The organism is Frankia sp. Mgl5 (assembly GCF_023242985.1).
Lineage (GTDB): Bacteria > Actinomycetota > Actinomycetes > Frankiales > Frankiaceae > Parafrankia > Parafrankia soli.
The window spans coordinates 1-20,735 of record NZ_JALKFY010000010.1 but is presented as its reverse complement, the minus strand read 5'-3'; the positions used below and the strand labels follow the sequence as shown (position 1 = coordinate 20,735).

The following is a 20,735-nucleotide window of genomic DNA, read 5'->3' as shown; positions in this document are numbered from 1 at the left end:
CCACGCGCGGGCCGGCTGGGGACGGCCGCGGGTCAGACGCCGGTCGGCACTGTGGGAGCGGCCACGATCACCTGATCCGCACGATCCGGATCGACGTCGTGTACCTGGACGGGAACGACCACTCTCAGCTGCCGCCCGCGACGCCGGGCGAGCAGGAGGGCACTCGCCGCCGCGACGAACGCGACCGCCGCGAGCGCCCAGCCGGTGCTGTACTCCGCGTCGCGGGTCGAGCCGCCGTCGGCGGCGGTGGTCAGGAACACCGTGCCGACCGTGGCGATGCCGATGACCTGGCCGAGCTGCATCAGGGTCAGCAGCAGGCCGCTGGCGTCGGCCGCGTCCTCGACCGGGACGTGTTCGAGCGTCACCGAGATGATGATCGACATCACGCCGAGTCCCAGGCCGATCAGCGCGGTGAGGATCTCGTAGCGCGCGCCGCCGCCGGCCAGCGGCCCGAGGAACAGATACGAGACGGCGGCGAACACCAGCCCGACCGGGATCAGGTTCGCGTGCCAGCTGGACGGCAGGCGCTGCCAGCTCAGCCCGACCGCGGCGAACGCGACGACGCACGGGACGAACGCCAGCCCGGAGCGCAGCGGGCTCATCCCCAGGTCGCCCTGCAGGTGCAGGGTGGTGGTGAACAGGAACCCGGCCCACGACGCCGGCCCGAGCAGCAGCGTGCCGGCGGCGGGCAGCAACCCGGGCGCGCGCAGCACCCGTCCCGAGATCAACGGACGTCGCCCGCGGGCCGCGACGCCCCGCTCCACCAGGACGAAGACCACGAACAGGACGACACTCGCCGCCAGCGACACGGCCGTCCAGGCCGGCCAGCCCAGCTCGTGACCGAGGATCAGCGGCATCACGAAGAGCAGCACCGCCGCGCTGAGGACGAGCAGGCCCGGAATGTCGAGGTCGGTCCCCGGTCGCCCTTCGTCGGCGGGCATGACACGCGGGCCGACGGCGAGCAGCACCAGCCCGATCGGCACGTTCACCAGGAAGACCGTCCGCCACCCGGCGTCGAACAGGTTCGCGCTGACGAGCAGGCCGCCGGCGGCCTGGCCGACGACGACACCACCCGCGATCACCGCGGAGAAGTAGCCGAGGGCCCGCATCCGCGCCGCACCGGCGAAGTTCCGCTGGATCAGGCTCATGACCTGCGGGGTCATCAGCGCGGCACTGACCCCCTGCAGGAAACGGAAGGCGATCAGCGAGGACGTCCCGGGCGCCAGGCCGCAGGCGAGCGAGGCCACGGTGAACCCGGCGAGCCCCAGGTTGAACACGCGCCGGTGCCCGAGCATGCCGCCCAGCCGCGCACCGGTGATCAGCAGAACCGCGTAGGAGAGGACGTAGCCGGCGACGATGAGCTGTAGCCCGGCGCCGGAGACGTCCAGATCCGTCCGCAGCGTCGGCAGCGCCACGTTGACGATGCTGACGTCCAGGATGGCCATGAACTGGCCGAGGAGGATGACGGCCAGCAGGGCTCCGCCGGCCGCCGGGCGCTCAGTGGCGGGATGTGGTGCCCGCGTCCGAGAGGTGTGTGTTGCTTCGACCATGAGTCTCAGCATGGGGCGGTCCGGATACTGGTAACGAGAGCCTGTCGATACTGGTACTCACAGCACCTGGCACCGGCGCCACACAGCGGACAAGCTGGTGGCCGTGACGATGACGCAGTCCCATGCCCTTCCGGCCGCGGCGGTCCGTAACGTACGCCCGGCGCTGGCGGGCCCGACGACGGCCGGCCCGCGGACGACGGCCGGCTCACGGGACGGGCGGCGCCGGCCGGAGCTGGCCTCGTTCCTGCGCAGCCGGCGGGAGCGCATCACCCCCGACGAGGTCGGCATGCCGCCGGGGCCCCGCCGCCGCACACCGGGCCTGCGCAGGGAGGAGGTCGCCCAGCTCGCGGGCGTGGGCGTCACCTGGTACACCTGGCTGGAGCAGGGCCGTCCGATCAACGCCAGCCCGCAGGTGCTGGACGCGGTGGCGCGCACGCTGCGGCTCGACGCCGCCGAGCGCGAGCACCTCTACCGGCTGGCCGACACGCCCGGGCCGCAGCCCGCCACCGACGAGGCGCCGGTTCTGCCGCAGGACATGCGCATGATCCTCGACAGCCTTGATCCGCTGCCCGCGTGCTTGACCAACGCGCGTTCCGACCTGCTGAGCTGGAACGCCACCTATGCTTTGCTCTTCCCCATCCTCGTGAACGCCTCCGCCGCCACGCGGAACTCGATCTGGTTCGCGTTCACGACCCCGCCCTGCTGCAACCCGCTGGTGAACCTGGACGAACAGGCACCCGAGCACGTCGCGATCTTCCGGTACCGGTACAGCCAGCACATGGACGACCCGGGCTGGCAGGAGTTCGTCCAGCGGCTGTGCGCGGCGAGCGCCGAGTTCGCCCGGCTGTGGGCGACGCACGACGTGGCCCCGCCGCGGCCCTGCGACAAGGTGTTCCACTATCCGGCGGTCGGGGACGTCGCGACCCGCTCCACGAACCTGGATCTCACAGCCCTGCCCGGCACCCGGATGGTCATCTACACCCCGGTCGACGACGAGAGCCGGGCCAACATCGCCTGGCTCCGCGACCACCCCGAGGCGACCGCCCCCCAGCACCACCACTGAACCAGATGCCGCAGCAGGCAGGCGGCGACGTTTCGTACTGAATCTGACATTTTTAATGTATCCAGACACTCTCACCCGGTAAGCCCCATACCCGTCCACCCGTGACTCTCGCCACCTAACGGAATACGCGGAATCTCGTAAATCTACCTACTCCCACCTAGCTGTCCGTCTGCAGGATCATCCCCGCACAAGGACACAGGGGGAGCCATGAGGGCAGCGAGTTCGACGCACTTCTCTGTCATACGGATCGGTATCGATGCGTATGACAGGCGACGGAGCACCAGCCAGATCGACCTCAAACGCGGTCTTCGTGAAACATTCAGCGCGGCCTGTAACCAGATTGGGATCTCACCCGCCGAGCCGCCTCGAGAAGACGAAAGCCGCCTGAGGGCACTTTTCACCAGCGACGTCAGTACGGCCGTCCTCGCAACCGACCTCCCGAGGGAACTCGACTATATCATTACCGAGCGAAACCGGTCACGCAATGCTCTCGGAACGCTCCGTCTGATCTTCGTCGCAGCTACTGGTCGCCTGCGCATCGAGGGGTCGCACTGGGTTGGCCCCGCGCTGGACCGAACAACAAGGATCATCGAAGCGGGCGCCGTTCAGCTTCTTACGCAGGCAGCTCCGGAGGCGACGGTTTTCGAGCTTCTTTCGCCGGAGATGCACGATGAGGTCCTCGACGAGGAGAATCGAGGTCTCGACCTGGAAAAGTTCGTCCCCTTCGCTCTCAGTCGACCCGAGCACTCATCAGGCCTGAGGGTCTGGACTTCACTGTGGAACCACGGTCAGATTCACCCCCCTTCTGGATTCACGCTACCGGATCCGGAGTACAGCTCGGAACACGAACAGAAGAATCGCGACACCACGGGAGGGCGCGAGGAGAGTTCCTCCACCGCCCAGGAGACCCCGATAACCACGTCGTCCGACCAACGGAACGGCTGGGTGAACCACGGTTCAATCGGAACCGGAGACCACGCCATCGTCATCGGAAACAACCACGGGCACATTGATCTGGGCAAACGATGACTGGAGAGGCTGGTTCCGCAGCGGCAGGTCACTCCGACTCGGCAGGTCCGGGAGACGCAGCCAACCGTCGGGCCGAGCACAGCGATACAGCGGGTCCGAACGAAGATCTTCCCAGGGCCGAAAAGTCGGCGACACCCGACGAGACGTCGACCGAGCCCGCCGAAAAGGACGATCAGAAAAAACAAAGCGAGCGAATCGACGACAGCATCGAGGCGCAGCTGCGGCTCCGCGAGCAGGCGGCCCAGGGCCGTAACAGCATCGACGGCCGACTGGCTGCCACATTCGCTGCCGAGGACCTCCGCAATCTCGGCTCCATAACAGTGGGCGACGACGCCGTCACCGTCGGACCAAATAATGGCGTCATAAACATCAACAGCGACAGTCGCCGCCAACTCTTCGGCCTGAACGTGACCAGGCAGCGGATCCTAAGTCTCCGCGAGGTCTTCGTTTCCACCACACTGGCCACGGGCGAGACCAGCCTCGACTGCCTGGTCAATCTACTGAAAAAGAACTTCGCGGCAGCCCTGAGCGGGCCAGCCGGCTCAGGACGTACGGCACTCAGCCTGTTGGCACTAGATGCCGTCTCGCCAGGTAATTCCATTATTCAGCTCGACCACAGGACGAATCCCTCCGACCTCCACGCCGAAGATCTTAAGAGTGGCCACGGGTACGTACTCGATGGAGCCAGCTTCCACCCGGATCACACGGAACAAGTAATCGACCACCTCCGTTCGATCACAGCGAAGATCAACGCTCATTTTATTTTGATCTTGACTTCGGAGGCCGACTTTGAAACACAGTTTCAGGCGCCGGACGGAATTTCTTTACACCTGATGCCCGACCGGATCAAGGTTTTCCGGAAACATGCCTCCGCCAGACTTCGAGCATATAATCAGGCCGCCTCGGTCGGCGAGATGAAGCAAGACCTTCGCGATGCCGTTGCCGCAGCCGACATGAAGGCCATCGCCAAGATCTCAGAGCGAGCCGCTCATGCACTTCTCGAAGAGAAGGACGTCGGTGAGTATCTTCATGAACAAGCCGTGCTGACTGCTGCAAGCCGACTGGCCGAACCGGTCGAGAACACAACGGAAGACGGCGTTCGCCACTATGAGGCACGACGGTTGTTTCGCCGCGCATTCCTGCTAGCGCTCGCTGTCTTCAACGAGACCCGCGTCGAGATCGTAACGGAAGCTGCCCGAGACCTGGCGACCCGGCTGTGTCTCGGGCATCCGTTGCAGTCCAGAACTGGCCGCGCGTTCTCCGAGGACACAGCTACCCTCTTGTCCTGGGCACAGGCAACAATCGTTCTCACAGATGATCCCGAGCTTTCCCCTCCGGGCACACCAGGCGAACCTGCAGGGGCAGACAACTCCGAGAAGCCGGCTTCTCCGCACGTTCGTTTCCGCGATCCCGCTATGGCCGGAGCGGTCCTCGAAGCCTTCTGGCTGGAGCACCACCTGGCACGAAAAGATGTCCTGGAATGGCTCACCGAGTCTACTGCCGCGGTCGACGAGAACTTCGATGACACCTTGATCCGAATGCGCTCGGCTCAAGCCCTGGGGTACCTTGCCCGTTTCGATTTCGAGCTTGTTACAACGCAATACATCAATCGTTGGGTTGAGTACGGGAGGGTATGGTCGCTGCGGTCCGCCGCATGGGCCGTTGAGATGATGGTGGACAACACACAGACCGCCGATGACGCGTGGCGCCTGGTACGTGAATGGAGTCAGGGCGCTCGCACCTCCCGCCAGGCCGCTCTGCGCGTCTACTCGACGGAACTAGGTGGTCGACGAACCACGGAAGCTCTGGATTTTGTCAGTCGAGAGGTCAGGCTCCCCGAGTCGACCGGTGGCCGCGCTGCGGCCGCTGTCGTCTATGCGGTCGCGGCAGCTGGTGGGATCGACGAGGTCTGGAGTCTACTGAGTAGTTGGGTTTCCCGGATCGATCGTTTCCATACGATAGCGGCACAACGCGACGTCGAAGGGGTGCGCCTTCGGGCGGCAATCCCGGTGCACGCCGTGCGCACGCTGCTACTTCTCACAGGCGATCGAGGACCGGAAAGTGTCAGCGCCAGACTGATCCAGCGGACGGGCCGGGGTTCCGAAGATCACGAGATCCTCCTGAAACTGTGGAAGCTTGCGCTGACGATGCCCGGCCTCAGCGGTCGCGCATGGCGCACCCTGCGCTCGTGGTTGGAGAACCTCGATGAGTACGACGACGAGCTCGGGACCAGCTGGAGCGTTGCCGCGGATCGCCTCATAGGCGATCTGGCCAAAGACCGGACTATTCGCCGTCGACTCCTCTTCAACAGCAGGCAGTGGAGGAACGAATGGTCTGATACACGACCGCGCGCCCAGGAAATTCTGGGTCGCGCATTGACCACAGGAGCAGCTCAGTGACAGTCAACGGCTGGCCAAAGAACACCAACAGCACAGTGCTCTTGTTGCAGCGTGGTCCCACCGGCCTCGGAAGGCCCCACACCTTCATGGACGAGGAGATACTACGTGTCCCGGCGGCCGGGAATTCTTATGATTTCACCGTTACTGTTCGTTGCGAGTGGACGGACAGCAGACGACGATGGGGGGCATTCTGCCGCAGGATCGGCGAATTCAGAACACAGACATGGATTCAGATTGACGATATTTCACGCGCCCACCTTGTTCTTATTTCTCCCGAGCAGGCAACCGAGGCCGAGACCTGCCTCAACCGTGCTCTCGAGCACTTCTCGTTGGATCGCCCCGACTCGACCCTGAGCCTGCGGGTCAGGGCGCGTGTCGAGTCGGACGAGGCCGTACGCGCCGAGCAGCAGAAGTTGTGGAGGGAGCAGTTCAGCGAGGCGGCCAGCCATGCGCAGGCGGGACGGACTGTGAAAAACTACCGGGATCTGATCGGGAAATGGAGAGACCTCCTCCGCGAGATAGGAATCGACGACGGAGAGACTACGCCACCACCCTTCATCGGGAACTTCCTCGTGGATCTTGCCGCCAATCCGCAGAACGGCGCAAAGATCATCTCCTCGCTCGCCCAGGCCCGTGAACAGAAGGACAAGGAACTCTACAAGGCGATCGAGGAGGCGATCCGGGGGATGAGTAGCACAGATATCGACCTGATGGCCCTTTTCGAAGGCTACGAGTCCGCACTTTCGCGGCTCCTGAAATGGGCCGGTCTTCCGTCTCTGACCGAGCCGAGGGTACCGATCGACTGATCGGTATTCACCACTACTCGGCGACCTCCTGACCCGGAGTTGCGCACAGTCCGTCCACTTCGCAGGCTCTCTCCCGGAGTCGGGTGGTGGCGAGACTGCGGGGTGTAGCCAGAGCCGTGCCGGTCTCGGCATCGAACAGGTGCAGTCGCTCGGCCCTGACGTAAAGTCGCAGCTTCCCACGGACAGTGACATCGATACGTGGGTTCAGTGCGGCTGTGAACGTCTGCCTGTCCGAATCCACCTCGGGCGCCGCCCCGGAAGGCTCGCCGTCGGTGGCCGTCAGCAGGCTCGCCGCCCGGGCGGCGGCACCGGCGAGTATGCCCGCAGTCATCTGACCGTGGGCGAGTGTCTCGGTTCCCAACCGCTCCACCAGGTCGACATCGATGTCGATTATCAGGGCCGGGTCTGACGGCAGTTCAGTCTCGACGTCGTGGGGGCGGACACCGACGATCACCTCGGCACTGTTCGAGAGGGCCAGTAATGCTGTCAGGTCCGCGGGCAGCGTGAGGGTCTGGTCGCCGACGCGCAGCGCGACGGCGTCGTCTTGGGCGACCAGCCGGCCGGGGACGAGGTTGGCCGGCGGGCTGCCGATGAACGCGGCGACGAAGACGTTCGCCGGGCGGTTGAACAGGTCATCGGGCGTGCCGACCTGCTGCAGCCGCCCGTCGTGCAGGACGGCGACCCGGTCGGCCATCGTCATCGCCTCGGTCTGGTCGTGGGTCACGTAGAGCGTGGTGGTGCCCAGCGAGCGCTGGATGCGAGCGATCTCCGCGCGGACCCGCACCCGCAGCTTGGCGTCCAGGTTCGACAGCGGCTCGTCCATCAGGAACGCCCGCGGCTGACGGACGAGCGCACGCCCCATCGCGACACGCTGGCGCTGGCCGCCGGACAGCGCCCGCGGCCGCCGGTCGAGGAGCTCGGTCAGGCCGAGCGTCTCGGCCGCGGCGGCCACCCTGCTGTCGCGTTCCCGCCGGTCGACCCCGGCGAGCTTCAGGCCGAACTCCATGTTGCGACGCACGGTCATGTGCGGGTACAGAGCGTAGCTCTGGAAGACCATCGCGAGGTCACGGTCGGCCGGCGCCACCCGGGTGACGTCCCGGCCGCCGACGAGGACCTGGCCCGCGGTGGGCGCGAGCAGGCCGGCGACGATCCGCAGCGCCGTCGTCTTGCCGCTGCCGGAGGGACCGACGAGGACGAGGAACTCGCCGTCCCCGATCACGAGGCTGAGGTTGTCGAGTATCGGCCGGACATCGTAGGTGAGCGTGACGTCGCGGAACTCGATCGTGGACATGGGGCTCCCTCTTCCCTGCGGCACCTGTGCCGGACGTGTCAGCCGCCCCGACGTGCGGAATTCCGTGCCCGGAATTCCGGACGCGTCGGACGGGTGTGCGTGCGGCGCCCGACCGGCCGTGGCGGGCATTCGGGAGAGGGAGTTCCCGATGCCCGCGTCATGGCGCCGTCCGGCCAGGTTCGCATGATCCGCGCCAGCCGTCCAGACCCTCACCCGGGACGGCTTTCGACTCCTTTGGGGAGTCCGTCGAACACTCTTCGGAGTCTATTTATCCGAGGGTCATCAACCCTTGACAGTCCCGTCATGTCCGTTCACAGTTTCGAAGCCATGAGAGCGCTCACACGCGATCAGCGCGGTGGGTGTGAAGCCAGAGGGAGGGCTTCATGAAGGCACGACGAGGTCGCCACGCGGCCATGGCCGGGACGGCCGTCCTGGCCATGGCGTTACTGACCAGCGCCTGCGGTGACGACGGAGGGAAGACCAAGCTCACCATCAACACGTTCGGCGTCTTCGGATACACGGATCTGTACCGGGAGTTCGAGGCGAGCCACCCCGACATCGAGATCGTCGAGACCGTCAGCGAGTACAACGACCACCACAACAACCTGGTCAACCACCTCGCGGCCGGGTCCGGAGCCGCCGACGTCGAGGCGGTCGACGAAGGCTTCATGGCGCAGTTGAAGGCCGCTCCGGAGCAGTTCGTCAACCTGCTCGACCTGGGAGCGGGCGACCGGCAGGCCGACTATCCCGAGTTCAAGTGGGCCGGATCACTGTCGGCCGACGGGAAGACCCAGATCGGCCTGGGAACCGACGTCGGCGGGCTCGCGATGTGCTACCGCACCGACCTGTTCGCCGCCGCCGGGCTGCCGACCGACCCGGCAGCGGTCAGCGCGCTCTGGCCGAGCTGGGACGACTACTTCAAGACCGGGCGCACCTTCACCGCGAAGAACACCGGCCCGAAGTTCTTCGACGCCGGCACCAACATCTACAACGCACAGGTCTTCCAGTTCGACGAGAGCTACTACGCCACCGGCACACCCAACTTGATCGTCGGTTCGAATCCGCAGGTCAAAGCCGCCTTCGACGCGACCGCGCAGGCCATCGCAGACGGCCAGTCCGCCGGGCTGGTCGCGTTCGAGGACGAATGGGTGACCGCGATGAAGGCGGGCACCTTCGCGACGATCACCTGCCCGGCCTGGATGCAGGGCTACATCAAGGAGAACGCGCCGGACACGGCCGGCAAGTGGAACATCGCCGCCATCCCGGGCGGGAGCGGCAACTGGGGCGGCTCCTGGCTGACCATCCCGGCGCAGAGCGATCACCAGGACCTGGCCTACGAGCTGGTCTCGTTCCTGACCGCCCCGGCACAGCAGACCCGCATCTTCACCGAGACGGGCAACTTCCCCTCCAGCCTCGGGGCGATCAAGGATCCCGCGGTGCAGTCGTTCGCCAACCCGTTCTTCGACGACGCCCCCACCGGCCGGATCTTCGGTGAATCGGCGATCAAGCTCGCGCCGCAGTACCAGGGCGCGAAGCACGGAGCCGTGCGGCAGGCGATGGAGCACGGAATCCAGCGCATCGAGCAGGAGGACCAGGCCCCCGACGCCGCGTTCCGGGAATCGGTCGACGAAGCGGAACGCGCGGCTCGCTGAGCTCGGCAGGAGGGAGATCCGGCGATGACGATCGCAACCCCGGCGCCCGCGGCCGACCCCGCCCCACCCCGGCGGCGGACGCCGGGGGGCGACCGCACCCCACGCACCGCACGCTCCGTGCTGCGGCGGGTGGCAAGTGCGGCGGTTCCCTACGGGCTCATCGCGCCGTTCTTCGCGATATTCGCGGCCTTCGGCCTTTTCCCGATGCTGTACACCGCCTGGATCTCGCTCACCGACCGGGACATGCTCCACCCCGGCGCCGAGCGGTTCGTCGGGCTACGGAACTACGCTGACCTGCTCTCCGACGACTTCTTCTGGAACGCGGTCGGCAACACCTTCCTGCTGATGGCGATGTCGTCGGTTCCCCAGCTGGCGCTGGCGCTGATACTCGCGCACATCCTCAACGCGAGGCTGCGCGGGCGGACCCTGTTCCGGATGGGCGTGCTGCTGCCCAACATCACGTCCATCGTCGCGGTGACAATCGTGTTCAGCCAGATCTTCGGCCGCCAGTTCGGCCTCGTCACCTGGCTACTGGACGAGGTCGGCCTGGACCCGGTCAACTGGCAGGCCGGCGAGTGGACGTCGAAGATAGCCATCTCGTCGATGGTCATCTGGCGGTGGACCGGCTACAACGCGCTCATCTACCTGGCCGCGATGCAGGCGATCCCGAAGGAGCACTTCGAGGCCGCGGCGATGGACGGCGCCGGAACCTGGCGGCAGCTCTGGCACATCACACTGCCCGCGCTGCGGCCGACCATCGCCTTCACCGCGCTGGTCTCCGTCATCGGCCAGATCCAGCTCTTCACCGAGCCGCTGCTGTTCGACACCTCTCCGGGCAGCGTCTCCGGCGGCAACAGCCACCAGTTCCAGACCCTGGCCCTCCTGCTCTACGAGGAGAGCTTCCGACTGCACAACTTCGGCTACGGCTCCGCCATCGCCTGGGTGATGTTCCTGGTGACCGTGGTGTTCGCCGCGCTCGCCTACCTCGTCACCCGCGGCGGCTCCCGGCTGAAAGGGGGTTCCCGGTGACCGCCTTCTCCCGCACCCCGGGCGAACACTCCGGCCCGCTGCGCTATCCGTTCCTGCTCCTGGCCCTGTTCGTCTCCGCGTTCCCGGTGTACTGGACGTTCATGATCCCGTCCCGGACGAACGACGCGGTCGGGCAGCTGCCGCCGCCCTTCCTGCCCGGCGGGCACTTCTTCGAGAACGCCGCCCGGGTGTTCGACACGGTGAACTTCGGCAAGGCCCTGCTGAACTCCCTCATCGTCGCGGGGTCGATCACCGTCAGCACGCTGTTGTTCTGTTCGGCGGCCGGCTTCGCGTTCGCGAAACTGACCTTCCGGGGCCACGGCGCGCTGCTGCTCACCGTGATCGCCACGATGATGGTCCCGATGCAGCTCGGGATCATCCCGCTCTACCTGGAGATGCAGGAGTTCGGCTGGGCGAACCATCTCGTCGCGGTGATCCTGCCGACCGCGGTGACCGCGTTCGGCGTCGTGTTCATGCGGCAGAACGTCCTCCAGGCCGTGCCGGACGAGCTGCTCGACGCCGGGCGGATGGACGGCTGCGGCACGCTGCGGCTGTACTGGCACGTCGCGCTGCCGGCGCTGCGCCCCGGCCTGGCCGTGCTCGGCCTGCTCACGTTCATGCAGGCCTGGAACGACTTCATGTGGCCGCTGATCGTCCTGAACTCGGAGAACCCGACCGTCCAGGTCGCCCTCAGCACGCTGGCCGCGGGCCACTACCGGGACAACACCCTCGTCCTCGCCGGCACCGCGCTCGGCACGCTCCCCGTCCTCGTCGTATTCGCCCTGTTCGGCCGCCAGATCATCGGCGGAATCATGGAAGGCGCGGTGAAAGGTTGACTACCAGCCCCGTCCCGGCGACGGACACGACAGCGGCCACCGGAGTACCGGCGCCCGAGCCGTCGCCGGGAGCCGACGAGCTCGCGGCCCGGATCGCGACCGGCCTGCCCACCGGATTCGTGTGGGGTGCCGCCACCTCCGCGTACCAGATCGAGGGCGGCGCCCGGGAGGGCGGCCGCGGGCCGTCGATCTGGGACGTCTTCGCCCGCACCCCCGGCATGACCGCGAACGGCGAGAACGGCGACGTCGCCGCCGACCACCTGCACCGCTACCGCGAGGACGTCGCCCTCATGGCCGGCCTCGGCCTGGGCGCGTACCGGTTCTCGGTCGCCTGGCCGAGGATCGTCCCGGCCGGGTCGGGGGCCGTGAACCCCGACGGGCTGGCCTTCTACGACCGGCTCGTCGACGAGCTCCTCGCCGCCGGGATCGACCCGTGGCTGACGCTCTACCACTGGGATCTGCCACAGCCGCTGCAGGACGCCGGCGGCTGGCCGAACCGCGAGACGGCGCTGCGCTTCGCCGACTACACCGAGCACGTCGTCAGCGCGCTCGGCGACCGGGTCCGGCACTGGTCGACCCTGAACGAGCCCTGGTGCTCGGCCTTCGAGGGACACCTGACCGGGCGGCACGCCCCCGGGGTGCGGGACGCCGGGGCCGCCGTCCGGGCCGTCCACCACCTGCTGCTGGCCCACGGTCTCGGCGCGGCCGTGCTGCGGGCGCACGGCGCGGCGGACGTCGGCATCACCCTCAACCTGATTCCGGCGGAACCGCCGCCGGACGCCGGCGGGGCGGGCGACGCCGTGCGGCTCGTCGACGGGCAGCAGATCCGGCTCTGGCTCGATCCCGTCCTGCACGGCACGTACCCGTCCGACGTGATCGCCGACTTCGCCCGGGCCGGCGCCGAGCTGCCCGTCCACGACGGTGATCTCGCCGTCATCGCGCAGCCGGTGGACTGGATCGGGGTGAACTACTACGCGCCGCACATCGTCGCGCCCGGGCCGGACCCGTCCCCGAAGCCGACCCCCTTCGCCGGCGCGGGGAACGTCACGAGGGTGCCCACGAGCGAGGACGTGACGGCGCTGGGCTGGCCGGTCCGGCCGCGCAGTTTCCTGGCCCTGCTGCGCCGGCTCGGCGCGGACTATCCGGGGGTCCCGTTCTACATCCACGAGAACGGCGCGGCCTACGACGACGAGGTGTCCCCGGACGGGACGGTGCACGACCCGCTGCGGGTGCGTTACCTGGCGGGTCACCTCGACGCCGTCCGGCAGGCGTCCGAGGACGGGGTCGACGTTCGGGGATACTTCGTGTGGTCGTTGCTGGACAACTTCGAGTGGGCCGAGGGGTACCGGATGAGGTTCGGCATCGTGCACGTCGACTTCGAGTCCCTGGTGCGCACGCCGAAGTCCAGCGGGCTGTGGTACTCGCGGTTGATCCGGGAGCACCGCGCGGCAAGCGGGACGCGGTGACGCCGGAGCCACCGGCCCGGACCCGCCAGGCGCCGACCCTGGAGGCCGTCGCCGAGCTGGCGGGGGTGTCGCGGGCGACGGTCTCCCGGGTGGTGAACGGGTCGCTCCGCGTCTCCCCCGCGGCGCACGCCGCGGTCACCAGGGCGATCGCCGAGCTCGGCTACGTGCCGAACCAGGCCGCCCGCAGCCTGGTGACCCGGCGGACGGACACGATCGTGCTGATCGTGCACGAGCGGCCCGACACGGTGTTCGCCGACCCGTTCTTCGCCAGCGTGCTGCGCGGAGTGAACCAGGCGCTGAGCGTCACCCAGCTCCAGCTCGTCCTGTTACAGGTGCAGGGTGACCGGCAGCGCGACCGGGCGCTGCGCTACGTCGGCAACGGCCACGTCGACGGAGTGCTCCTGATCTCCCTGCACGGGGACGACATCATGCCGATGTCGGTCTCGGGCGCCGGGGTCCCACTGGTGATGGCGGGACGGCTGCTCACCGGCGACCCGGTCGACTCGGTCGACGCCGACAACGTGGGCGGCGCCCGGCAGGCCGTGCGCCATCTCGTCGCGACGGGCCGCCGCGAGTTGGCGACCGTCGCCGGGCCGGTGGACATGAGCGTGGGCGTCGACCGCCTGGCCGGCTACGCGCAGGCGGCCCGCGACGCGGGCCTGCCGGCCTCGGCCACCCGGGTCGAGACCGGCGACTTCACCGAGGCCAGCGGCCAGGCGGCGGCGGCCCGGCTGCTGGCGGAGCACCCGACGATCGACGCGGTGTTCGCCGCCTCCGACCTGATGGCCCTCGGCGTGCTGCGCGCGCTGCGGGCCGCCGGGCGGCGGGTTCCCGACGACGTCGCCGTCGTCGGCTTCGACGACGCGGCGCCGGCGGTCTACGCGGACCCGCCGCTGACGACCGTCCGCCAGCCGGTGGAGCGGCTCGGCGCGGAGATGGTGCACCAGCTCCTGCGGCGCATCGCCGATCCCACCGGCGACGCGGCGTCGGTGATCCTGCCGACGGAGCTGGTGATCCGTTCGTCAGCCTGAGCTGGTTCCCCGCTGGGGACAACAGGCGGGTCGGGAACGGGTTGTCCACAGGCGCGAACTCGCGTCACCCTCGTCCCGTGAGGCCTTCTACAGTGGCGCGGTGACCTCGCCCTCGGTTCGCGTCCCGCGTGACGCCGTGGAAGTGCTCCGCCGCGTCTTCGGCTACGAGTCCTTCCGCGACGGCCAGCAGGAGATCATCGATCACGTCGTCGGCGGTGGCGACGCGCTGGTCCTCATGCCGACCGGCGGCGGCAAGTCGCTGTGCTACCAGATCCCGGCGCTCGTCCGGCCCGGCACCGGCGTCGTCATCTCCCCGCTCATCGCGCTGATGCAGGACCAGGTCGACGCATTGCTGGCGCTCGGGGTCCGGGCGGGGTTCCTCAACTCCACCCAGCAGGCCGACGAGCGCCGCGCGGTGGAGTCCGCGTTCCTCGCCGGCGAGCTCGACCTGCTCTACCTGGCTCCCGAGCGGCTGCGGGTACGCGCGACGATCGAGCTCCTCGACCAGGGCGAGATCGCGCTGTTCGCGATCGACGAGGCGCACTGCGTCGCGCAGTGGGGGCACGACTTCCGGCCCGACTACCTCCTGCTCTCCGAGCTGCACCAGCACTGGCCGCAGGTGCCGCGCGTCGCACTGACCGCCACCGCCACCCCGGCCACCCACCAGGAGATCACGAACCGGCTCGGGCTGGGAAACGCCCGCCATTTCGTCGCCGACTTCGACCGGCCGAACATCCAGTACCGCATCGTGCCGAAGAACGACCCGAAGGCACAGCTGCTGGAGCTCCTGCGCACCGAGCACCCCGGCGACGCGGGCATCGTGTACTGCCTGTCCCGGGCATCGGTCGAGAAGATCGCGGAGTTCCTGGTGTCGAACGGGATCGCCGCGCTGCCCTACCACGCCGGCCTCGAAGCACGCGTCCGCGCCGAGCACCAGGCCCGTTTCCTCCGTGAGGACGGCCTGGTCATGGTCGCCACGATCGCCTTCGGGATGGGCATCGACAAGCCGGACGTCCGCTTCGTCGCCCACCTCGACCTACCGAAGTCGGTGGAGGGCTACTACCAGGAGACCGGCCGCGCCGGCCGGGACGGGCTGCGCTCCACCGCCTGGCTCGCGTACGGCCTGCAGGACGTGGTCCAGCAGCGCCGGCTCATCGACGCCTCCGACGGCGACGCCACGCACCGCCGGCGGCTCAACTCCCACCTCGACGCGATGCTCGCACTGTGCGAGACCATCGAGTGCCGCCGGGTCGGCCTGCTGGCGTACTTCGGGCAGCAGGGGTCGAGCGCCTGCGGCAACTGCGACACCTGCCTGCACCCGCAGCAGTCCTGGGAGGCGACCGTGCCCGCCCAGAAGCTGCTGTCGACGGTGCTGCGCCTGCACCGGGAACGCCGGCAGAAGTTCGGCGCCGGCCACGTCGTCGACATCCTGCTGGGCCGGCGCACACCCAAGGTCAACCAGCACGGCCACGACTCGCTGACGGTCTTCGGCATCGGCACCGAGCTCAGCGAGGCCGAGTGGCGTGGCGTGGTCCGCCAGCTCCTGGCCCAGGGGCTGCTGGCCGTCGAGGGTGAGCACGGAACGCTCGTCCTCACCGACGCGAGCGCGGACGTCCTGCGCGGGCAGCGGACGGTCTCCATGCGGCGCGAACCGAAGCGACCGGCGAAGGCCACCAGTTCCTCGGCGACGAAGGCACGCCGGGCCGAGCCGGTCGAACTGTCCGCGGAGGCGGCGCCGCTGTTCGAACGGCTGCGCGCCTGGCGGGGCGCCACCGCCAAGGAACAGGGCGTTCCCGCCTACGTGATCTTCCATGACGCCACGCTGCGCGAGATCGCCACCCGCGCGCCCTCCTCGCTCGCCGAGCTCGCGACGGTGAACGGCGTCGGCGAGAACAAGCTGGCCAAGTACGGCGAACACATCCTCCCGCTGTGCACCGACGCCCCGCCTACAGCCACGGATGGTGACTGAAAATACCCAGCTCGCAGAAGGCGACCAGTCGGGCGAGATAGTAGCGCCAAAGATCGGCCGTGGCGGATGCGAGCGGCTCCGCGAGCTCCTGATGCCTCAGGTCCACGACCGTTCCGTCCGTACCACCAGCCCAGGCGATCCGTATCGTGGCCGGCGCCGCCAGCATGGGCTCGAAGCGCGGAAAGGGATCCTGCCCGGAAGGTGTGGTCATTCTGTAGTACTGCCAGGTCGTGTTAACGGATGACGCCTCGAAGGTAGCCTCGCCCGCCACGCTGAGACCGTAGATTTCGAGGTTCGTGCGCCAATCACCATGGTTACCCGCGCCACCCGAGACGCCCACCCAGCCGGGCCAGAACCAGATGTTCCCCAGGGCGCCCGCCACGCTTTCCGGTCGCGCCACCGTCGCCACCCGCGGCTCGAACGGAACCTTCCTGGAGACCGCGGTGCCGGCACCGGCGTGGAGGAGCGCCATCAGCTCACCGAAGGCGTGGCGAGCCGAGTTCTCGATCTCGTCGTCGAGCTTCGCCACGGGCAGCTCGCCGCGAAACGACCTGCCCGTGAGGTCGGAGCTCCGCAGCGTCACCGGGGGTGCCTTCGGAGCCTCCCAGAGCGCGATCAGATAACGCTCGCCCTGATCGTCCGGCTCCGCGTCGACGCCGGACAACCTCCGGTCCCGCGCCTGGGCCGCGACCCTGATCCGATACGACCCCGGGCCCGAGACCGCGAGGTCCGGACCGTCCAGGGCCGGGCCACCCATGAGAGTCCCGATCCGCAGCGGACCGGTGCGCACGCGGAAGCTCACCTCGGAGACCTCGGTCCACTCCGCGGCCGGCGGATCCGGTTCCCGGTTGTGTAGCTCAGCCCGGACGGCGACCGGTCCGTACGTGGTGCCCGTGAGAATTTTCAAAGCAACCCGGCCGACCACCACCAGGCCATCACCGAAGCCGTCAGGAATCACAGCGGAGCCCGTCATCGGATTCTGGCTGTAGATGAGGAACTGGTGGTGATCCGTGGTAACCGCATATTCACTCCGCCGCACACCGGGATTCTAGCAACATGAATCACCCCGAAGAACCAAGGGAAAACCAACCACACCCGCGACCAGGCGGCGCACACCGGGGCACCGGGAAAGCGTGGCGCTTGAGTGACAGCCAGGACGGTCAACCGCCACGCATCGCCGGACGGCGGTCCGGAAAGCCGGGCTGCCGGGTGGGGGGTCGCTTATACGGGCTCGTGTCGGCGGATTCGCTCGTGCAGGCGCGCTGTCGCCGGTCCCGGGGCGACGCGCAGCTCGCGGGCGAGGATGTCGACGCAGGTCCGGAACTGCAGCAGCGCCAGGTGCGGCTGCCCCTGGCGGGCGTAGGAGCGCATGAGCCGGCGGTGGGCGTCCTCCCGGCACGGGTCGCGCTCGAGGATCTGCCGGCACAGCAGCGCGCAGACCGAGTACTGCCCGGTCTCCAGGTACAGCGAGCTGAGCCGGTCCAGCGCGTCCAGGTAGGCCAGCCTCAGCTGCTCGCGCCGCAGGACGGCCCAGTCCTCGGAACGCGCGTCGGCGAGGAAATCGCCCCGGTACAGCGCCACCGCCGCTTCGAGTTCGGCGATGGCGGCCTCGACGCGTGCCGCGTCGGCGAAACGCTGACCAGCCTGGACATGGCCTTCGAACGCGTCGAGATCGATGGACACCATGACGTCGGCGGCCAGCCGGTACACGCCGCGCTCGAACACGATGACCTGCCGGTCAACCGCCTCCCGCAGGGCGCGGCGCGCGCCGTACACGGCCACCTGAATGTTGTTCCGCGCCGCGGGCAGGTCGGCGCGTGGCCACAACGCCTCGGTGACGACCTCCCGCGGGGGCAGGTCCGCCCGATGGATCACCAGGTAGGCCAGTAGGGACCGGGGGCGGGCGCCCCAGCCTCGCACGAGCCGCCCGTTCACCGTCACCGACAGCGGTCCCAGCACGTGCACGGCCATCTCCACCTGGCCCGTCGCGGCCGTGCTCCCAACTCTCCCGCCCCCGCTCCCGGTCCCGCCCCCGGTCCCGCCCCCGGCGACGAGACGGTCGTCCCTGGCCACGAGGGCGGTCGTCCCGTCCGGGGGGACGGGGCCGGTGACGTCCGGCCAGCCCGCGAGTGGGCCTGGGAACGGATCCCCGCGGCGGACCGCTTCCAGACCGGCGCTTCTGGGCCCCGGCACCAGGCCGAGTAACGGGGTGCCCGGCGGAGCGTCCGCGGCCCTCGGCGCCTCGGGGCCGCCGGACACACCGGCGATGTGGGCGTGCAGGAGCGCCGTCGTCTCGTGCTCCGACCGGGCGAGCGCGGCCTCGGCCTCGGCATGCAGGCGCCGGTCCCGCCGGATGTCCGCCAGCCGCCGGGCCAGCCGCTCCGTCTCGGAGACCGCGGCGGCCGCCGCGTGGGACCGATGACGGGCGGGGCCCTGCTGGCCCCGGGCCGAGGCGACGTGCGCGGCCGCGTCGAGCAGATCCGGTTCCGCCTCGACAGCCTCGGGCGGCAGTTGGTCCAGCCATCCGCCGACTGTCACCCACTGGCCGGCGGCGATCATGTCGTCGGCGACCCTGGCCAGCGCCCGCGCCGCCACCGCGCGATTGTCGAACTCGAGCAGCATGGGGATCGCCTGTTCCGGAGCGCCCGCCCGCAACAGTTCGAGCGCGGTGCCGCGCAGGGTCTCGCGGTCCAGTGCCGCGTCCTCGGCCAGAGCCGCGAGCAGCGGAGCGCGCCAGACGGTGCGCAGTCGTGACCAGTCGCCGATCAACGGCTGGAACCACGGTCCGGCCAGCTCGGCGAGCTGATGCCGGTCCGCCTCCGGGAGGACGTACTCGACGTGCAGCAGCCGCGCGAGCATTCGACGGCCCGCACCGGTGGCGCCCGCGAGGACGGCGCGGGCCAGCGAGGTGAGCACGCCGACGAGCGTCCGGCCGCGCAGAGCCTGGGCCAGATCACCGTCCGACAGCGTGGTGCGCGCGAACTCGACAGCGTGCCGGAGGGCCGCGGACCGGCCGAGGAGCGCCGCCGCGTGACGCCGCCGGAGTCCGAGCCCGCCGGGGAGCTCCACCTCCGACGGGTGCAGCCGGGCGCGCTCGGCCGGCGGCCGGCGGGCGTCCCCGAGCGCCTCGGTGCTCGGGAGCGCGTCGTGGCCGATCAGGACGCGGGGCGTCGCCTCGGGCAGAGCGCCCAGAACATGGCCGCACGCGAGGCGTAACGACGGCCCGTGCGGATCGATCCGGTCTGCATGCTCCAGGACCAGCGCCGAGTCGGGCGGGAGCCGCTCGGCCAGCTCCGCGCCGAGCCGCCGGAAGATGTCGTCCCACCCGTGCACCGGGCCCGGCCACGCCCGCACCCGCGTGAGCAGGGTGGCGCCGAACCCGGGGGCCCTGCGCCGCACCGCGGTGATCATCGTTGCCAGGAAGGTCGCCGGATCGCGGTCCTCGACGCCCAGCCGGAGCCAGACCGGTGTCCGGCCGACCGCCTCCAGCGCGGCCGCGAGCCCGTCGGTGAGCAGCGTGCCGGGTGGCGCGACAAACACGGTGACGCCGCCGGTCACCGCGTCGACAAACAAAGAATGCGCCGCCACCGGCTCAGCTCCGAGAGGTTCCAGCACCTTGCCCGCGAGCATGCATCCCCCATGCAGCCGACAGTGAAGACACCGTAAAGACAACGAAAGAACATCCACATCCATATCACCGTTCGGTCAGGAAGTGGTGAGGTCTGCGCCGGGCGTGCGGACAGCGCCACCAAATCCACCACTTCAGCCGTGGACGGCCGGCGAACCCCGGCTACGCGCAACCACGCCGGGAGGCAGCCGCCGCGGCACGGGTGGCACGAGCCCCAATACCAGCGGCCGGCGAGAATCCCAACCGGCTTCCCGGCAGGCGTTAATGGGGGCGAGCAGCGGTTACCGCGCCCCGCCGAGCCCGCGGCACAGCCGATTAACCGGCCCGACCGCCACCTTAATCCACCCGAGCAAGATCGTTAATCGCCCGCAGGTAGACAGGATCCGAACCCGGAATTCGTTGCCGTCAACAGCGGCCACATCTCAGGAGGAACCAGCGAATGACCCAGGTAGGCGAGCCCGTCGGGCAGATCACCGCGGACGACTACGTGTCGATCGAGGACTCGAACGGAGTCGCGCCAACCAACATCATCAGAGTCGGTGATCCGTTCACCGTGTGGATCGACTTCGACCTCGCCGGCGCCCTCAACGGGCTCCTCGTCGGAATTCTGCGCTATTCGGTCCGGTACTGGGTGAACGGGCTGGGGAGCCCCGCCCCGGCGAACCCGATCCCGTCGCGGGTCGAGTCGACGACCCACGGCCAGCTCGGCTACCGCCGCGCCGACACCGAGCGCACGGTGCCCGCCAACACGCTGGCGGCCGGGGTCTACCAGCTCGGCGCCATCGTCACGTTCAGGCTGAACAACAACGGGAACCTGCTCCACTACCCGCTCACCGTCTTCACCCTGCCCAAGATCATCGAGATCTACGCCTAGGAGGTCACCGGGCGCGCCGGGCGCCCACCCCGCTCCGACGGAGGCCGCGCCCCCCCCGCCGGGGGGGCCCCGCCCCCCCCCTGCGGGGGGGGCAATTATTGGGGTGGGCGGG

Annotated in this window: 15 protein-coding genes; 11 read left to right on the top strand and 4 right to left on the bottom strand. The window is 68.9% G+C overall.

All coding sequences use genetic code 11. The features are described from left to right. Window positions 1-32: 32 nt before the first annotated feature. Window positions 33-1,562 carry an MFS transporter gene (locus MXD62_RS07090; RefSeq protein ID WP_248828618.1) on the bottom strand — a complete coding sequence of 510 codons (1,530 nt, stop codon included), beginning with the start codon at window positions 1,560-1,562 and terminating at the stop codon, window positions 33-35. A gap of 97 nt (window positions 1,563-1,659) precedes the next feature. On the opposite strand from MXD62_RS07090, the gene MXD62_RS07085 reads away from it, so the two are divergent. The 4 genes from MXD62_RS07085 to MXD62_RS07070 all read left to right on the top strand — a co-directional run bounded on the left by MXD62_RS07085 (window position 1,660) and on the right by MXD62_RS07070 (window position 6,847). Continuing rightward, complete coding sequence (locus MXD62_RS07085) at window positions 1,660-2,613, top strand: helix-turn-helix transcriptional regulator (RefSeq protein ID WP_248828617.1); 954 nt, start codon at window positions 1,660-1,662, stop codon at window positions 2,611-2,613. Window positions 2,614-2,820: 207 nt separating this feature from the next. Continuing rightward, window positions 2,821-3,642, top strand: a complete 822-nt coding sequence (locus tag MXD62_RS07080) for a hypothetical protein (RefSeq protein ID WP_248828616.1) — start codon at window positions 2,821-2,823, stop codon at window positions 3,640-3,642. Further along, window positions 3,639-6,041: a hypothetical protein gene (locus MXD62_RS07075; RefSeq protein ID WP_248828615.1), complete on the top strand. Its 2,403-nt coding sequence runs from the start codon at window positions 3,639-3,641 to the stop codon at window positions 6,039-6,041. Before MXD62_RS07080 ends, MXD62_RS07075 begins: the two co-directional genes overlap by 4 nt. Beyond that, window positions 6,038-6,847 (top strand): hypothetical protein, encoded by an 810-nt coding sequence (locus MXD62_RS07070; RefSeq protein WP_248828614.1) that lies wholly within the window; start codon window positions 6,038-6,040, stop codon window positions 6,845-6,847. Before MXD62_RS07075 ends, MXD62_RS07070 begins: the two co-directional genes overlap by 4 nt. 13 nt (window positions 6,848-6,860) lie before the next feature. Here the strand turns inward: MXD62_RS07070 and MXD62_RS07065 are convergent, their stop codons facing one another. Next, window positions 6,861-8,138 carry an ABC transporter ATP-binding protein gene (locus MXD62_RS07065; protein WP_248828613.1) on the bottom strand — a complete coding sequence of 426 codons (1,278 nt, stop codon included), beginning with the start codon at window positions 8,136-8,138 and terminating at the stop codon, window positions 6,861-6,863. Window positions 8,139-8,521: 383 nt separating this feature from the next. On the opposite strand from MXD62_RS07065, the gene MXD62_RS07060 reads away from it, so the two are divergent. The 6 genes from MXD62_RS07060 (at window position 8,522) to recQ (ending at window position 16,121) form a co-directional block, all read left to right on the top strand. Continuing rightward, window positions 8,522-9,790, top strand: coding sequence for an ABC transporter substrate-binding protein (locus MXD62_RS07060; RefSeq protein ID WP_248828612.1), 1,269 nt, complete (start codon window positions 8,522-8,524; stop codon window positions 9,788-9,790). Window positions 9,791-9,814: 24 nt separating this feature from the next. Continuing rightward, window positions 9,815-10,819: a carbohydrate ABC transporter permease gene (locus tag MXD62_RS07055; RefSeq protein WP_020462923.1), complete on the top strand. Its 1,005-nt coding sequence runs from the start codon at window positions 9,815-9,817 to the stop codon at window positions 10,817-10,819. After that, window positions 10,816-11,655, top strand: coding sequence for a carbohydrate ABC transporter permease (locus MXD62_RS07050; protein WP_248828611.1), 840 nt, complete (start codon window positions 10,816-10,818; stop codon window positions 11,653-11,655). The genes MXD62_RS07055 and MXD62_RS07050 overlap by 4 nt, the downstream gene beginning before the upstream one ends. Then, the gene (locus tag MXD62_RS07045) at window positions 11,652-13,121 is read left to right on the top strand and encodes a GH1 family beta-glucosidase (protein ID WP_248828610.1); all 1,470 of its coding nucleotides are present in this window, start codon (window positions 11,652-11,654) and stop codon (window positions 13,119-13,121) included. Before MXD62_RS07050 ends, MXD62_RS07045 begins: the two co-directional genes overlap by 4 nt. Beyond that, on the top strand, window positions 13,118-14,152 hold the full coding sequence (locus tag MXD62_RS07040; RefSeq protein ID WP_071062174.1) for a LacI family DNA-binding transcriptional regulator: 1,035 nt from the start codon (window positions 13,118-13,120) through the stop codon (window positions 14,150-14,152). The genes MXD62_RS07045 and MXD62_RS07040 overlap by 4 nt, the downstream gene beginning before the upstream one ends. 100 nt (window positions 14,153-14,252) lie before the next feature. Continuing rightward, window positions 14,253-16,121: a DNA helicase RecQ gene (gene recQ, locus MXD62_RS07035; RefSeq protein ID WP_248828609.1), complete on the top strand. Its 1,869-nt coding sequence runs from the start codon at window positions 14,253-14,255 to the stop codon at window positions 16,119-16,121. Here recQ and MXD62_RS07030 read toward each other — a convergent pair. Beyond that, complete coding sequence (locus MXD62_RS07030) at window positions 16,099-17,079, bottom strand: hypothetical protein (protein ID WP_248828608.1); 981 nt, start codon at window positions 17,077-17,079, stop codon at window positions 16,099-16,101. The genes recQ and MXD62_RS07030 overlap by 23 nt on opposite strands. Window positions 17,080-17,342: 263 nt before the next feature. Then, the gene (locus MXD62_RS39125) at window positions 17,343-19,709 is read right to left on the bottom strand and encodes a BTAD domain-containing putative transcriptional regulator (protein ID WP_308301206.1); all 2,367 of its coding nucleotides are present in this window, start codon (window positions 19,707-19,709) and stop codon (window positions 17,343-17,345) included. 479 nt (window positions 19,710-20,188) lie between these two features. Here MXD62_RS39125 and MXD62_RS07015 point away from each other — a divergent pair, with 479 nt between their 5' ends. Then, window positions 20,189-20,623 carry a hypothetical protein gene (locus MXD62_RS07015; protein ID WP_020462929.1) on the top strand — a complete coding sequence of 145 codons (435 nt, stop codon included), beginning with the start codon at window positions 20,189-20,191 and terminating at the stop codon, window positions 20,621-20,623. Window positions 20,624-20,735 lie beyond the last annotated feature (112 nt).